The organism is Rathayibacter sp. AY1F6, assembly GCF_002932035.1.
Classification (GTDB): Bacteria; Actinomycetota; Actinomycetes; order Actinomycetales; family Microbacteriaceae; genus Rathayibacter.
Genome location: NZ_PSVD01000002.1, coordinates 157,298 through 173,431, shown reverse-complemented (window position 1 = coordinate 173,431; position 16,134 = coordinate 157,298). Strand labels below are relative to the sequence as shown.

Below are 16,134 nucleotides of genomic sequence, written 5' to 3'. Positions count from 1 at the left end.
TTATGCATTGGAGTAATCGATGCGCCGTGCCTAGCGTGGAGGCATGACCACTTCAGAGACCACCGCACCGGAGCGCCGGATCTCCACCTCCGTCCTCGTCATCGGCACCGGCGGATCGGGCCTGCGCGCCGCGATCGAGCTCGCCGAGGCGGGCGTGGACGTCCTCGCGCTCGGCAAGCGCTCGAAGTCGGACGCGCACACCTCCCTCGCCGCCGGCGGCATCAACGCCGCCCTCGCCACGATGGACCCCGACGACAGCTGGCAGCAGCACGCGGCCGACACCATCACCGAGTCCTACCAGCTCGCCAACCCGCACACGGTCGAGATCGTCACCTCCAACGCCGCCCGCGGCATCCAGGACCTCGAGCGCTACGGCATGCCGTTCGCCCGCGAGGACGACGGCCGCATCTCGCAGCGCTTCTTCGGCGCGCACACCTACCGCCGGACCGCCTTCGCGGGCGACTACACTGGCCTCGAGATCCAGCGCACGCTCGTCAACCGGGCCGCCCAGCTCGAGATCCCGATCCTGGACACCGTGTACGTCACCCGCATCCTCGTCAACGAGGACGGAGCAGTGTTCGGCGCCTACGGCTTCGACCTCGTCGACGGCACCCGCTACCTGATCCATGCGGATGCGGTGATCCTCGCCGCGGGCGGCCACAACCGCATCTGGCGCCGCACCTCCTCCCGCCGGGACGAGAACACGGGCGACTCGTTCCGCCTGGCCGTCGAGGCCGGCGGCCGCCTGCGCGACCCGGAGCTGGTCCAGTTCCACCCGTCGGGCATCATCGAGCCCGAGAACGCGGCGGGCACGCTGATCTCCGAGGCCGCGCGCGGCGAGGGCGGCATCCTCCGCAACGGCCTCGGCGAGCGCTTCATGGGCAAGTACGACGCCGAGCGCCTCGAGCTCTCGACCCGCGACCGCGTCGCCCTCGCCTGCTACACCGAGATCAAGGAGGGTCGCGGCACGCCGAACGGCGGGGTCTGGCTCGACGTCTCGCACCTGCCGCGCGAGACGATCATGACCCGGCTGCCGCGGGTGTACCAGACGATGCTCGAGCTGCAGATGCTCGACATCACGAAGGACCCGATCGAGATCGCGCCCACGGCGCACTACTCGATGGGCGGGGTCTGGGTGCGCTCGGACGACCACAGCACCGACGTCCCCGGGCTCTACGCGATCGGAGAGGCCTCCAGTGGACTGCACGGCGCCAACCGCCTCGGCGGCAACTCGCTGATCGAGCTGCTGGTCTTCGGCCGGATCGTCGGGCAGGCGGCGGCGGAGTACTCCGCCTCGCTGACGGCCCAGACCCGCTCGGCCGCGTCCGTCCGGGTCGCCCGCGACGAGATCGCCGGCCTGCTCGCGGCCGACGGCACCGAGAACGTCCGCGCCCTGCAACGCGCGATCCGCAACACGATGACCGAGCACGCCGGAGTCGTCCGCGACGAGGAGGGCCTGCTCGCCGGGCTCGCCGAGCTGGACGCGATCGAGGCGCGCATCGCCGACATCGGCGTGCACCCGGACATCGCCGGCTTCCAGGACCTCGCCCACGCCTTCGACCTCAAGTCGGCCGCGATGGCCGCGCGTGCCACCCTCGAGGCAGCGCTCGAGCGCCGGGAGAGCCGCGGCTGCCACAACCGCAGCGACTACCCGGACATCGACCCGGCCCTCCAGGTGAACCTCGTCTGGTCGCCCTCCACGGGGATCACGCGCGAGGAGATCCCCGCGGTGCCGGAGGAGATCCAGGCGCTGATCAGCGGCGAGGTCGCCACCGCGGGCAAGCTGCTCGAGTAGCAGGATCCGCGAGGGCACGACGCCGGCTCCCTCCCGAGGGGCCGGCGTCGCGCTGTGCGCGGCGCTCGCCGCCCCGCCCGGATCCGCACCGCCGGTTCGTCGGCGCTTCGGATGCCTCCGGTGAGGCCGCGGCGCCGACGGAGCACACGTCCAGGAGGAGCGGAAGATACCGCGAGGGCGGCGGCGCCCGCGTCCGCGCGGGCGGCGGCAGCGCATCCCCGCCGGACGCCCGGCCCCTCTCGACTCGCCGACGGCGCGGTCCTACAGTGGCTGCGACGACCCTCGACTCCCGCCGCGGGACCGACGGCGCCGTCGCGAGCGGAGGGAAGCCGTGTCCTCGACCGCCCCCGTGCCCGGAGCCGCCGTCGACACCTCGACGAAGCTCCGCGACTTCCACCAGATCCTCCTCAACACCGCCGTCGCGAACGTGACGACGAGCTTCCTCTGGTCCGCGCTCACATTCTGGGTGTACCTCGAGACGCGCTCCGTCCTGGCGACCGGGATCATCGGCGGCGCCTACATGCTGCTCGTCGCGGTCTTCGCGATGGCCTTCGGCACGATCGTGGACCGGCACCGCAAGTTCCGCGTCATGGTCTTCGCCGGGGCGGTCACGCTCGTGTCGTTCGGCGTCGCGGGCGGTCTCTTCCTCGCGCTGCCCGAGGCGGCGCTCCTGGACTTCCGCGCCCCGTGGTTCTGGGTGTTCTCGGGCACGATCCTCTTCGGCGCCGTCATCGAGAACATGCGCAACATCGCCCTGTCCACGACGGTGACCCTGCTGGTCCCGGTGGAGGGGCACGCCCGCGCGAACGGCCTCGTCGGCACGGTCCAGGGCCTCGCCTTCGTGGTGACGAGCGTCTTCAGCGGGCTCGCCATCGGCCTGCTCGGCATGGGGTGGACGCTGGTGATCGCGATCGGCCTCTCCACCGCCGCGCTCCTGCACCTCCTCTTCCTGCGCATCCCGGAGGACCGGCCCGCGCCGACGGGGGAGAGGGCGCCGATGATCGATCTCCGCGGCAGCATCACCGCGGTGCGGGCGGCGACCGGGCTGTTCGCGCTCATCGTCTTCTCGACGTTCAACAACCTGATCGGCGGCGTCTACATGGCGCTGATGGACCCGTACGGCCTCGAGCTGTTCCCGGTCGAGCTGTGGGGCGTGGTGCTCGGAGTGACGGCGACCGGCTTCGTCATCGGCGGTCTGCTCGTCGCGAGGTTCGGTCTCGGGAGGAACCCGATCCGGACGATGCTGCTGCTCGTGATGGCGATGGGCCTGATCGGCGCGGTCTTCACCCTCCGCGACTGGTGGTGGCTCTACGCCGGCGGCATCTGGATCTACATGACCCTGATCCCGGCGGTCGAGGCCGCCGAGCAGACGGTGATCCAGAAGGTCGTCCCCTTCGAGACCCAGGGGCGCGTCTTCGGCTTCGCGGCGGCGTTCGAGTCGGCCGCCGCTCCGATCACGTCGTTCCTCATCGCCCCGATCGCCGAGTTCGCGCTCATCCCGTACATGGAGTCGCCGGCCGGGCGCTCGGCGTTCGGCGGGCTGCTCGGCGACGGCATCGGCCGGGGGATCGCGCTGGTGTTCCTGGTCGGCGGAGTCGTCATGATCATCGCGGCCGGCGCGGCGATGCTCACCCGCTCCTACCGCGTCATGTCGGCGCAGTACCTGCGGGAGGCCGCGGCGAGCGGGGAGGCGGAGCCCGTCGGCACGGAGGCGCCGGAGACGCACCGGACCGCGCCGAGCACCGTCGAGCAGAACCGCTAGCGCCCGCAGACGCCGCCCGTCATGCGCCTCCGGGGGGTCCGGCGGACCGGACGGCGCGGACACGAGGAAGACGTGCCGGACGCCCCCTCCCCAGGGTGCGGCGTCCGGCACGTCGGCTGCGACCACCCGGTCGAGGGGCCCTCCTCGACTCCCGAGCGCTCCGCTGCCCCGCGCCTCCGGAGGGAGACATCGGGGCATGCGGCGCCGGCGGGGGGGGAAGGCTCTGGTTCCCCGCCCCGCCGGCGCCGGCCGCCCGCGAGGGGCGGCGAGGATGCTCGTTCGGGCGTGCCTCGAGTGACGGCTACATGCCGTCACTGAGCATGGACTGCACCAGCTTCACGTGGCGCTCGAGGTTCAGCTGGCTGAACTCGCTGTTGTAGTTGAGGCCGTAGTTCAAGATGTGACCCGGGGTGCACTGGATTGTCGCGTCCGGTCCGTCCCAGGTGCGCAGCAGTGCCAGGGCCGAGTCCCAGCTGCTGTTCTCGCAGTTCGTGTTGAAGGTGGTCGACGTGCCCAAGCCCACGGTGTGCGAGATCTCGTGCATGGCGGTGCCCTCCACCATGTAGACGCGCTCCTTGCCGAAGCGGATCTGGCCGTAGATGTTCGCATCGGCCGTCGGGGTTCCGGGGCTGTACGAGACGGTCAGGGAGCGGGAGATGTTGCTGAGGCGGTTGTAGCGGGCCACGGCGCGGTCCATCGCGTCGGTGATGCGGGCGTAGGCGTCGGCCTCGTCAGCGGTCGGGCTCGCGACGCGGTTCAACGTCCAGGTGATCTTCTGCACGGTCGGATCGGTCAGTGCCCAGCGCTGGGCCTTGGAGCCGGTGCAGGTCCACTGCTGAATGGGGGAGCCGTCGAGCTGGCGGAAGTCCTTGTTGTCGAGGCAGAGGTCGCTGTGCCGATTGGCGATCTCGGCGTAGCCTCCGCCGACGGAGGTGATCCGCCACTGCTGGGCGGTGCTGCCGTTGCAGCTCCACTGCCGCACCTCCGAGCCCGGGGTGGTGCCGAAGTCGAAGTTGTCGAGGCAGAGGTTGCTGAAGGTGTTCTTGATCTCGGCGTAGCCTGTGCCGAGGTCGGTGACCTGCCAGCGCTGGTTGCTCCCCTCGGTGCAGCTCCACTGCCGCACCTCGGCTCCGGGCTGAGTGCCGAAGTCGAAGTCGTCGAGACACATGCTGCTGTGCTGGTTGCGGATCTCCTGCGCCGATCCGAGGCCGACCGGGGCGGTGGCTGCAGAGGCGGGCGAGCTGATGCCGAAGGTCGTGATGCCGACGACGGCCGCGATCAGGGCGCCGATCAGGCGCTTGGAGGGGTGGGACTTCGTTGTCCGGGACATGAGTGCCTTTCACAGACATCCGGCGTCCCCGAAGGGACGCGGATGAGGGTCGCAGGAAGGAGCCGTGTCCGAAGGGATCGGAGCACGGCAGAGGATGCGCCGGAGCGACCGGGATGGTGATCCGGTCGTCCCGCCGCGGGACGCGTCAGCGCCGACGCTCCGAGTGGGATGGGAAGCTGATCACGACCTGCATGTTGACGTGGACAACCATCGACCGGTCGCGGAGCCGGTGTCAAGTGCCGGTCTCGAGCGGATCCGGTCCGAGCCCCGCCGGGCGAGGGTGATCCGTCCACGCGGATCCCCGTGCTCGCAGGGAGAGAGCGCTCACACCCGCCGTCGCTGCGGCATCGCCCGGGAATCCGCCATTGTTACCGTTAACAAAAGTCGGTACGGTGTCACCTGAAGTGGGCAAGCGCGTCCTCGCGCCTCGCGTCCCACTCCGACCGGTTCGAAGGCGAACCTGAGAGGAACGTCGATGATGACGACAGCACCACCCTCCCGCCGCACCCTCCCGCCGCAGGCCCACGCCCGGCCCCGATGACTGTCGGCCCGGCCGACACCTTCAACGCGGTGACCGCGGTCGGCGCCCGCAGCGCGCGACGTCTCGTCCTCGCACCCACGTCGACCTCCGCCTCCCGATCACGGGTCGCCAGGCCCGCGTCCCGGGCCGCCTTCCGGCGATTCCCTCCCCGCCAGACGGACGCCGGTCTCACCACTCCGCCGGCCGATCGCGCGGGCTCCGTCCTCCCCCTCCGACCCCTCACCTGAAGGACCCCCCATGTCACGAACCCCCCGGCAGGAGCGCACCCGGCGCTCACGCCTCCCTCGAGCGGGCGCTGCGCTGACGCTCGCCATCGCCTGCCTCGGCGGCGTCCTCGGACCGATCGGCGCCGCCGGCGCCGCAGAGACCGTCCCCGCTCCCGCGCTGCAGTACTCGTTCGACGGCATCGGCGCGACGCTCGCCAATGGAGCCGTCGTCGCCGACTCCGCTCCGGGCAACCACCCCGGCACCCTGATCAACTCCGGCGCGACCAGCGTCGCGGGTCCCTCCGGCGCCTCCACCGACCGCGCTCTCTCGCTCCCGGGCGGATCGAGCACGTCGGCCGCGCCGCACGTCCGGATCGCCCCGGGCCTGATCCCCGCCGGCACGCAGGACGTCACGATGTCCGCCTGGCTGCGCTGGAGCGGTGCTCCGGACTGCACCTGGCCCTTCACGCTCGGCTCCAGCGTCGACTCCCACGTCCTCTCCACCACGAAGTGCGGACCGGCCGGCTTCGGCGCGATCAAGAGCGGCTCCGAGGTGCGGGCCGCAGGCAACACTCCGGTCGCCGCGAACCGCTGGGTGCACATGGCGGTCGTCGTCAAGGGCGGCCAGTCGGTCTCGACCTACTTCGACGGAGCTCTCGTCGGCCAGGGCAGCACGACCTTCACCGCCGCGTCCGCGATCGGCACGTCCACGTTCTCCGGCTTCCTCGGCAAATCGTTCTACGGCGCGGACGCCTACTGGGCCGGTGCCATCGACGACATGCAGGTCTGGACCTCCGCGCTCACCGCCGGCCAGGTGCAGCAGAGCGCCGCATCCGTGCACTCGGTTCTCGCGAACCAGGACGCCGCCGTCTCGCTCGGCGACACCTCGAACGTGACCTCGAACCTCGCCCTCCCCACGACCGGCGCCAACGGCTCCACGATCACCTGGACGTCGAGCGCCCCCGGCGTCGTCAGCACCAGCGGCGTCGTCACCCGGCCCGCCGCGGGCAGCCCGGACGCCACCGTCACGCTGACCCCGACCGCCGTCCACGGCGGCATCACCGTCGTCGGCCGTGCCACCACCGTGTTCGTCCCGGCGTACGCCGCCGGTGACAGCGCCGAGGCCGAGCTCGCCCGGGCCGTAGCCGACGGCATCAGCAACGATCCCGCTCTCGCCGGACCGGTGCGCGGCAGCCTGAACCTGCCCTCGACCGGAGCCGACGTCGCCGCCACCGCCGCGCGCGCGAACAGCTCCAGCGCCGTGGTCAGCTGGACCTCGTCGAACGAGGCCGTCATCACCTCCGCCGACAAGGGCACCGCGCCGAACGTCGTCGCGAAGGGCTCGCTCACGCGTCCGTCCGCCGACACCACCGTCACCCTCACCGCGACGGTCACCGTCGCCGGCACCACGCCCCTCGTGCGGACCCTCACGCGCACCGTTCCGGCCGCGGCTCCCGTGGCCGCGAGCGACCTCGACGCGTACCTGTTCGCGTACTTCACCGGCGACAGCATCGAAGGCGAGAAGATCCGCTTCGCGACCTCCGACGGCAACGACTCGCTCACGTGGAAGACCCTGAACGACGCCCAGCCGATCCTCACCTCCACCATGGGCACGAAGGGGCTGCGCGACCCGTTCGTCTTCCGCTCGAAGGAGGGCGACCGCTTCTTCCTGATGGCCACCGACCTCTCCGTCGGCACCACCGGCTTCGGCGGATCGACCAACCGCGGCAGCCGCTACCTCGAGATCTGGGAGTCCACCGACCTCGTCAACTGGGGCCAGCAGCGCCACGTCGAGGTCAACCTGCCCAACGCGGGCATGACCTGGGCACCGGAGGCCACCTACGACCCCACCATCGACGCCTACGTCGTCTACTGGACCTCGGCCCTCTTCACCGACAGCACGCGCAACGTCGAGGACGGCAACGGACCGCAGATCCTCACGTCCACCACGCGCGACTTCCGCGACTTCACCACCCCCGAGGTCTGGTTCAAGGCCGCTGACGTCCCCTCGCTCAACAAGAGCAACGGACTGATCGACGCCACGATGCTCAAGGACGGCGACACCTACTACCGCTTCACGAAGGCGACCCAGACCAGCGGCTGCCCCTCGCCCGACATCATCGGACAGAAGTCGACGAACCTCCGCGCCACCACCGCCTCCGGAGCGTGGAGCCTCATCGACACCTGCATCGGCCGCACCGCCGGAACGCCGGAGGTCGAGGGTCCCGAGATCTTCAAGACCAACGAGGGCGACCGGGCGGGGTACAAGTACTTCCTCTGGACCGACAACTACGGCGGACGCGGCTACATCCCGCTCGGCACGAACTCGCTCGAGGGCGACATCCAGTGGACGATCCCCAGCAGCTTCTCGCTGCCGACGTCGCCCCGCCACGGATCCGTCGTCTCCATCACCGCGAAGGAGCGCGACGGGCTCGCCGCGAAGTGGAACCCGTCGCTCCTGGTGACCTCGATCGACGCCGTGGCGCGGACCGTGCAGGCCGGATCGACCACCGTCGACCTGCCCGCCACGGTGGGCGCGACGTTCAAGGACGGCCACCGTGAGACGGTCGCCGTGACGTGGGCGACCGCCGATCTCAGCTCGCTGAAGAAGGCGGGCGACACCGTGCAGGTGCGCGGACAGCTCGCCAACTCGGCAGCGACGCCGGCCATCGCCACCATCACCGCCACGGCTCCTCCCGGACCGTCGCTGACGGCCTCGGCCGCGAGCCGCTGCGTCGCCGGCAAGGTGACGGTCACCGCGACCGGCACCAACACGAGCGGCTCCACGGTCGAGATGACCGTCGGCTCGCAGTGGGGGAGCAGGACCTTCGCCGGGGTCGCTCCCGGCAAGTCCGTGTCCGCCGCCTTCACCACACGGGCGACCTCGGTCACCGCGGGCGAGGTGAGCGTCGCCTCGAAGGACGCGAACGGCACCAGGACGGCCACCGCGCCGTACTCGGCGCTCACCTGCCGCTAGGCCGGTGACAGGGGAGGGGCGGCGTCCAGCCACCCCTCCCCTGACCTCCTCCGTTCCGGGGCCTCCGGCCACCGGAGCAGGGGAGCATGGACCCTGGGTCCGTGCTCCCCGCATCCACCTCTCCCACGGAAGTAGACGAACAATGCGGTTCCGACGCACGACGGCCCTCCTGGTCGCCGCGAGCCTGACAGCGGGAGGGGCTGCGCTCGGCGCGGCACCCGCACAGGCCGCGGTGCCCAGCCCGGTCCTCTCCTACGACTTCTCCTCGTCCGCCGCCGTCGGCTCCGCCGTGGGCGCGGGCACGACCCTGACCGACTCCGCTGCGGGCCGCTCCGCCACCGTGCGCGGGACCGGAGCGACGACCGTCGCCGGTCCGCGAGGCGGCACCGACCGCGCACTCCGCCTCCCCGGCGGCGCCGCAGGCAGCTCCGCCGCCTACGCCGAGATCGCGCCGGGACTGACCACGGCGGCCACCACCGACGTGACCATGTCGGCCTGGCTGCGCTGGGAGGGGAACCAGAACTGCAGCTGGGCGTACGCGCTCGGGCAGTCGACCGAGCGGTACCTCTTCACCACGCCCCAGTGCGGAAGCAGCCTGATCGGTGCCGTGAAGAACGGCTCGGAGCAGCGCGCGGCCGACTCCGGTCCCGCCGCCACCGGCCGCTGGAGCCACGTCGCCGTGGTCCTGCGCAGCGGCGTCAGCGTCTCGACCTACGTCGACGGCCGGCTCGCCCAGACCACCCCGACCTCCGCGACCGGAGCGGCGACTGTCGGCACCTCCGCCTTCTCCGGCCTCCTCGGCAAGTCGTTCTACGGCCCCGACCCTCTCTTCGCCGGGGCGATGGACGACGTGCACGTCTACTCCTCCGCACTGACCCAGGACCAGGTGCGCGAGGACGCGGCTCCGGCCGCTGCCGCGATCGCTGCATCGGACGCCGCCGCGGCGACCATCGCCGTGACCGGACCCGTCACCAGCGACCTCTCCCTCCCGACCCGCGGCGCGGGCGGCTCCGTCCTCACCTGGGCGAGCAGCGACCCCGCAGTGATCGGCACCGACGGCTCCGTGCGCCGCCCGGCACCCGGCTCGGCGAACGCCACCGTGACCCTGACCCCGACCGCGACGTTCGCCGGATCCGCCGCCACCGGCACCGCGCGAACCGTCACCGTCGCCGCCGACACCGAGGCCGACGCCACGGCGCGCCTGCGCACCGCCCTCGTCGTCCCGCCGACCGTCGCCTCCGGAACCGCTCTTCCCACGGTCGCCGGCTACACCGTGTCGTGGAGCGCGGACGGTGCCGGCCTGTCCGGCAGCCGCCTCGTGAACGACTCGGCGACCGACCGGGCACTCACGCTCACCGCCTCCGTGAAGGTCGGCGCCACCACGCTGACGAAGACCTTCCGCACCACCGTCCTCAGCGCCTCCACGGCGAAGACCGTGGTGTCGTACACCCGGACGCCGACCGGCGAGGACAAGGCGAACCAGGACACGATCGCCCGCGGCCTCCACCTGGCACTCGGCTCGTCCGTCGCCGACGCAGCACCGCTCTCGGGCAACTCGGGAGTCCTCTTCGCCGACGGGGTCTTCCTCGGAACCGACAAGGCCGACAACCGCGGCCTCGCGAACCCCTCGCTGTTCACCTTCGCCGACGGCACCGTCGGCGTGATCGCCACGCGCGTCCTGCAGTCGGGCGCGTCCGACGGCACCGGGGCCTCGAGCGCTCTGATCTTCAAGGCCACGGACGCCACCGCGTCCGACTTCACCGAGCTCGGCCTCATCGACCTCGGCACCACCGGCGGCGTCGTCGCGCCGAAGGCCGTCTTCGACACGGACCAGAACCGCTACCTCGTCTCCTGGACCGATTCCTCCGGGGCGGCGAAGTACACGACCGTCACTGACCTCGCCCGCACCGAGCTCCGCGCGCAGGCGTTCTGGCCGAAGGACGGCGGCCGTCGCAGCGTCGTCGTGACCGACGGGAACCGCGGTGCGGTCCTCGGAGGAAGCCCCGCCACCGTCGCCGCTCCCGACCTCTCCGGAGTCCCGGGCCGCGTCGCCGACGCTCTGCCGGGCGGCGCGCTGACGGTCTCCGGCTCCGTCGCCGACTCGCTCGTGAAGAAGTTCGGCCGCACGGTCAACACCGGATCCTCGGTCGCACCGCAGACGATCGATCAGGGCGACACCTCCGCCCTGTCCGGAGTGAAGGCGCAGCTCTCCTACAACGACGGCTCGACCGGCAGCCTCGGCATCGACTGGAACCAGCAGCAGCTCGCCGACCTCGCCGCGAAGGGCCCGGGAACGTACGACCTCTCCGGGACCGTCCGCCAGCGGCAGTACAACGAGCCGTTCGCCTACAACCGCGCGGATCCGACGATCTACCGCTACGAGCGCAACGGGAAGACGCAGTACCTCTTCACCGCCACGGACGACACGAACAACAACAACGTCGCCTCGCAGCACCTGCCGATCCGGGTCGCCGACAGCATCGACCAGCTCAGCGACGACAACGGCGGACGAGCCCGTGAGGTGGACCTCCTCAATCGCACCACGCGGATGGACCGCACCGCCGAGGGCAAGGTGATCGCGGGCTGCTACTGGGCCCCCGAGATCCACGAGATCGGCGGCAAGCTCTCCATCCTGTTCGCCCCGTGCTTCAACCCGGACAACGACCAGTCGAACCAGAACGGTCAGTGGTTCACGGTGCAGGCGCACATCATGCAGCTGCGCGACGGCGGGGACCCCGCGAACCCCTCCGACTGGAGCGCGCCGCGCGCCGTCGTGAAGAGCGATGGGAGCGCCCTCGGACGCCCCGGCACGGGACGCAACATCAGCCTCGACATGACCTACTTCGAGTCCGGTGGAACTGCGTACTACGCCTGGTCCCAGCGCTACGTCGACAACGGAGTGAGCGACCCGGCGACCTGGATCGCCAAGGTCGATCCCGCGAACCCCACCCGCGTCATCGGCGAGCCGACCCCGATCATCGTGCCCTCGCTGACGTTCGAGGACCACCTGTCCGAGGGAGCGTTCGCGATCCAGCGCGACGGGAGGATCACGCTCGTCTACTCCAGCAGCGGCGTCAGCCCGAAGTACATCGTGGGCGGCGCCTGGGCGAAGGAGGGCAGTGACCTGACCGACATCGCGAGCTGGACCAAGTACGACGCCCCGCTCCTGCAGAGCGTTCCCATGCCCGACGGCGTCCTCGACTACCGCACCTACGAGCAGGGTCCCGGCCACGGAGCCGTCACCCAGGACGAGGACGGCAACGACGTGTACGTCTACCACACCTGGGGCAACGGAGTCGGGGGTGACGGCCGCGACACCCGTCTCGCCCGCATCCACTACGCCGCCGACGGCCGGCCGGTCTTCGATCTGACGCCGACGGAGGAGGTCGCACCCGCGAACCGGACTGTGACCGCGAAGGTCACCGTCACGTCGCCGCTGACCGTGACAGCCACGGCGTCGACCCGCTGCGTCAGCGGGAAGGTCGTCCTGACCACTGCGGTCAAGAACGACAGCCGCTCGATCATGGACATCACGACGGTCACCGCCTTCGGCTCGAAGACCGTGACCGGAGTCGCGCCGGGAGCGTCCGCCTCGAGCGCCGTCACCACCCGCGCGGTCTCGATCCCCGCGGGGTCGGTGGCCGCGACAGGAAAGGCCGTCGTCGACGGGAAGACGGTCAGCACGCAGACGAGCGTCGACTACCCGGCGCGCAGCTGCCGCTGAGACGGTGAGGGAGCGGGTGCCACGATCGCCCGCTCCCTCGTCGCCCCGCCCCCGACCGGCACTGCGCCGCCCTGCAGTGCCGCCACCTCAGAAGGACGACCGACGAGATGCACCACAGAGTGAGAACCGGGACGGTCCCGACCATCGGGCCCGTGCTGACGAAGGTCGCGCAGTCGCACACCCTCACCGAGGAGAAGGACGACGGAGCGGCCGGCAGCGCAGCTGCGGTCGGAGGACACGACCTCCTGCTGATCAACGGCAACGCCCTCCCTCTCTCCTGAGCCCCCCTGCGCCGTTCGGACGGGTCCTCGACCCTGATCGCCCGACGATCCCGCCGCGGCGGCATCACCACCGGCTGCGGACCGGGGCGGCGATCGGGCCGTATCCTGCTGTCCGGACCGATCGCTGATGTGCGAACCTCTCCTGAGCGGACTCCCGGATGCGGGCCGACCGTGACCGGTCCGGCCCGTTCCTCTCGTTGCAGCAGGAGACCGCCGTTCCCCAGGAGATACCCGTGATGCGCCTCGATCGATTCCTCGTGTCCCTGGCACGCTCTGCGCGGTGCACGAACCGCTGCGGAGCCTGCGGGCTCGACTGCAGCATCGACGTCTTCATCCTGATCGCGCTCGCGACCGGAGAGAACCGCGACGAGACCCGCCTGCGAGCAGTCCTCGACCTCCGCTCCGGCGACCGTGTCGAGGTCCTCGAGGTGCGCAAGCGGCTCCTCCGGCTCTCCCGCCGGGGCCTGGTGCTCCTGGAGAGAGGCAGGAGGACCGCACTGCAGCGCATCGAGCGCTTCTCGATCACGCGCGACGGCCGGGCCTTCCTGGCGTCCCACGCGAGAGCGCTGGACCTCCTCGCCGAGGAGATCCACGTCGCGCTGCTGTCCCGCTGACGAGCGGAGTGCCAGTGCGGGCGCACGCGGGACGTCTCCTGGTTCGCCGTCGTCGGACCGGTCGTGTCGGTGACGCTCCAGGTGGAGCGACTTCGACACGTGCGTCGCCTCCGACCGCGTCCCGAGCGCTCCGGGGTAGCACGAGGCATCGCCGACCGTCATGGGCGCCGCGCTCGCGACCGTGCTGCCGCGGCGCGAGGCGGTGGCGGCGCTCCTCGAGGACGCCGTCGCTGCTGCATCCTCAGCAGTGCGAGGCCGGCCTGGGGCTCGCCTCGACCCAGGAGCCGGGTCCGGGGACAGGCCTGTCCTGATCCTCGACCGCAGAAGGAAGAGTCTCGGTCCCGGTCGAGCTCCTCCGACCGGGATCCGCCTCACGCCGGAACGCGCCCTTCGTGCATCACCCCGGGCTGGAGAGCTGGATGATCTCGGAGATCACCGCGGCTCGAGTGTCGTCCGGTATCCGATCGCCTCCGAGGGAGTGGTGCGACCACAGGCCGTCAGCGGCAAGACAGGCGATGAACTGGCGGAGAGCGATCGGATCGGTCGCGGTCTCCTCTGCGGAGGGCGTCCACCTTCGGCGCACCTCCGCTACCGGCGCTCGGAGAGCGGTGTCGCTGCCCGTGGCCTGGAGGAGTCCGATCTGCATGCGCGTCGACGGCGTCAGGGCGACGGCGACGTAGGCACTCACGCGCTCCGTCAAGGTGGCCTCGTCCGCCGTCTTCCCCGCGACGTCGATCAGCTGGGCTTCCCAGCCGGCCGCGACGTGCTCCTGGAGAGCATGGGCGAGATCGGCTCGATCGCGGAAGTGGTACATCATTCCGCCGCGTGTCAGCCCAGCCTCGTCGGCAGTCGCTTCGAGCGTGACGCGGACAGATCCTTCCCGCGCCGCGACGCGTACCGCGGCGTCGAGGATCCGAGTCCGGTTGTTGGGTCGCGTCGCGCGAGGAGACGTCCGAGGAGAAGCCAGGACCCCCTCACCGCTGGGCGGGTTCGGTTCCATGTCGTGATCGATTCCGCCGCTCCCTCGGTCCGAGTGAGCGGCTAGGGATGGCGGGTGCTGAGGCGCCCGGAGGGTGTCGACGCGTCACCGCACGAGCGGGTGCGACAGCGTCGGCCGCCAGTCTGCCATCCTCTCCTGCCGACGTCGGAAGGTGAGGCTCGACCCCCTCGGTGTCGAGCCGTCCTGCCGACGGACTGCAGCCGGAGGGACGGCTGTCACGGTCGACGAATCAGAAAGCAACTGTACATTCATGATTGTACAGTTGTGGTACGGTAACGGCCTGCCCAGCTTCGGAGCTGCGGGCGGTCAGATGCACTGCCGGTGCGGGATCCGAGGCTGAAAACCTCCAGCGACTTCATTCCTCAGAAGCCTGGAGGTTTCTTCATGTCCAGAATCGCGGACAAGCCGAACGCCCGCTGGTGGGCGCTCGCCGTTCTCGCCATGACCCAGCTCGTCGTCGTCCTCGACACGATGATCGTCACCATCGCCCTGCCTCAGGCCCAACTGGATCTCGGGATGAGCGACAGCCTGCGCCAGTGGGTCGTCACCGCCTACGCCCTCGCTTTCGGAGCACTTCTCCTTCTGGGCGGTCGGATCGCCGATTACTGGGGCCGCAAGCGCACCTTCATGGTCGGAATGATCGGCTTCGGAGCGGCCTCGCTCTGGGCCGGACTGTCGCAGAGCGGCATGGAACTCGTCATCGCTCGCGGCGTCCAGGGCGCCTTCGCGGCACTGCTCGCCCCCGCCGCACTCGCCATGCTCACCGTGACGTTCGCCCACGGCAAGGAGCGCAATCTCGCCTTCGCCGTCTTCGGCACGGTCGCCGGATCCGGAGCCGCAATCGGCCTGATCCTGGGCGGCGTGCTCACCGAATTCACCGACTGGCGCTGGTGCCTCTTCGTCAACCTCATCTTCGTCGCCTTCGGCCTCGTCGGCGGGGCTCTCGTGCTTCGCGAGAGCAAGGCAGAAGGAGACAACCGCTACGACGTCTGGGGAACCGTCACCGTGACCCTGGGACTGGGCGCGATCGTCTACGGGTTCACCCGAGCCGAGCACGGATGGGGCGCGATCGACACCGTCGCCTTCCTCGCACTCGGCATCGTCCTGCTGACCGTCTTCGTGCTCATCGAACGCACGGTCGACCAGCCGTTGCTGCCCCTGCGCGTCATCCTGCGTCGTGTGCGAGGCGGCGCGATCCTGATCCAGGCCGCCAATGGCGCCGTGATGATCGGGGCCATCCTCTATCTCGCGTTCTACTTCCAGATCGTGCTCGGAATGGGACCGCTGATGGCAGGACTCGCGAACCTCGCCATGACCGTCGCGATCATGGCGTTCTCGCCCGTCACCACGAAGATCCTCAACACGTTCGGCCCCCGACCCCTGATGATCGTCGGGCCGCTCGTCTCGGCAGCAGGGCTCTTCCTGCTCCTCGGCATCACCCCGGACGGGAACTACTTCCTCCAGGTCCTGCCCGCCCTGGTCGTGCTCGGAATCGGACTCTCCATGCTCTTCGTGCCCGTCCAGAACCTCGCCCTTCTCGGGGTCGAGAACGAGGACGCCGGAGTGGCCTCCGCCGTCGTCAACTCCGTCTTCCACATCGGCGGGTCCATCGGTCTCGCGGTGTTCACCGTGTTCTACGCGAGCACCGCGGACTCCGCCATCGCGTCCGGAACGGCCGAGGTCACCGCATTCACCGACGGCTACAAGGCCGTGTTCCTGGCCGCAGCAGTGACCATGGTCGCGGCCTCTCTCACCGGATTCCTCCTCATCCGAGGGAAGAAGGAAGACCTGAACCCCGCCTGGGACGAGGCGGAGGCCGCCCTCGTCCACTGAGACGATGCCGAAGGGGCGGGCCGGTTCGTGCAGCAGCGGCAGACCGGCTCGCCTCTTCCCGTCCGACTCAC

General features: G+C 70.5%; 9 protein-coding genes. 7 read left to right on the top strand and 2 right to left on the bottom strand.

Annotated elements, in window-relative coordinates:
- Positions 1-43 precede the first annotated feature (43 nt).
- Together C5C44_RS02940 and C5C44_RS02935 are read left to right on the top strand one after the other, a co-directional pair.
- Positions 44-1,795 (top strand): L-aspartate oxidase, encoded by a 1,752-nt coding sequence (locus C5C44_RS02940; protein WP_104335252.1) that lies wholly within the window; start codon positions 44-46, stop codon positions 1,793-1,795.
- A gap of 331 nt (positions 1,796-2,126) precedes the next feature.
- Complete coding sequence (locus tag C5C44_RS02935) at positions 2,127-3,557, top strand: MFS transporter (protein WP_104335251.1); 1,431 nt, start codon at positions 2,127-2,129, stop codon at positions 3,555-3,557.
- A 301-nt stretch (positions 3,558-3,858) separates the two neighbouring features.
- Here the strand turns inward: C5C44_RS02935 and C5C44_RS02930 are convergent, their stop codons facing one another.
- On the bottom strand, positions 3,859-4,887 hold the full coding sequence (locus C5C44_RS02930) for an RICIN domain-containing protein (protein WP_104233666.1): 1,029 nt from the start codon (positions 4,885-4,887) through the stop codon (positions 3,859-3,861).
- Between the two features lie 778 nt (positions 4,888-5,665).
- Between C5C44_RS02930 and C5C44_RS02925 the strand changes: the two genes are divergently transcribed.
- From C5C44_RS02925 to C5C44_RS02915, 4 genes are all read left to right on the top strand, one after another.
- Complete coding sequence (locus tag C5C44_RS02925; protein WP_104226028.1) at positions 5,666-8,611, top strand: immunoglobulin-like domain-containing protein; 2,946 nt, start codon at positions 5,666-5,668, stop codon at positions 8,609-8,611.
- Between the two features lie 142 nt (positions 8,612-8,753).
- The gene (locus tag C5C44_RS02920) at positions 8,754-12,335 is read left to right on the top strand and encodes a family 43 glycosylhydrolase (RefSeq protein ID WP_104335250.1); all 3,582 of its coding nucleotides are present in this window, start codon (positions 8,754-8,756) and stop codon (positions 12,333-12,335) included.
- Positions 12,336-12,454: 119 nt separating this feature from the next.
- Entirely contained in the window at positions 12,455-12,616 is a 162-nt protein-coding gene (locus C5C44_RS16885; RefSeq protein ID WP_181067898.1) for a hypothetical protein, read from the top strand.
- Between the two features lie 233 nt (positions 12,617-12,849).
- On the top strand, positions 12,850-13,230 hold the full coding sequence (locus C5C44_RS02915; protein WP_104249689.1) for a hypothetical protein: 381 nt from the start codon (positions 12,850-12,852) through the stop codon (positions 13,228-13,230).
- A gap of 397 nt (positions 13,231-13,627) precedes the next feature.
- On the opposite strand, the gene C5C44_RS02910 is transcribed toward C5C44_RS02915, so the two are convergent.
- Positions 13,628-14,230: a TetR/AcrR family transcriptional regulator gene (locus C5C44_RS02910; RefSeq protein WP_104335249.1), complete on the bottom strand. Its 603-nt coding sequence runs from the start codon at positions 14,228-14,230 to the stop codon at positions 13,628-13,630.
- A 384-nt stretch (positions 14,231-14,614) separates the two neighbouring features.
- Between C5C44_RS02910 and C5C44_RS02905 the strand changes: the two genes are divergently transcribed.
- Positions 14,615-16,063: an MFS transporter gene (locus tag C5C44_RS02905; protein ID WP_104335248.1), complete on the top strand. Its 1,449-nt coding sequence runs from the start codon at positions 14,615-14,617 to the stop codon at positions 16,061-16,063.
- The last annotated feature ends 71 nt before the right edge of the window (positions 16,064-16,134 follow it).

Coding starts and splice junctions, on each gene's coding strand:
- C5C44_RS02920 (WP_104335250.1), top strand. CDS start 8,754: ATGCGGTTCCGACGCACGACGGCCCTCCTGGTCGCCGCGAGCCTGACA.
- C5C44_RS02930 (WP_104233666.1), bottom strand. CDS start 4,887: ATGTCCCGGACAACGAAGTCCCACCCCTCCAAGCGCCTGATCGGCGCC.
- C5C44_RS02905 (WP_104335248.1), top strand. CDS start 14,615: ATGTCCAGAATCGCGGACAAGCCGAACGCCCGCTGGTGGGCGCTCGCC.
- C5C44_RS02910 (WP_104335249.1), bottom strand. CDS start 14,230: ATGGAACCGAACCCGCCCAGCGGTGAGGGGGTCCTGGCTTCTCCTCGG.
- C5C44_RS02925 (WP_104226028.1), top strand. CDS start 5,666: ATGTCACGAACCCCCCGGCAGGAGCGCACCCGGCGCTCACGCCTCCCT.
- C5C44_RS02940 (WP_104335252.1), top strand. CDS start 44: ATGACCACTTCAGAGACCACCGCACCGGAGCGCCGGATCTCCACCTCC.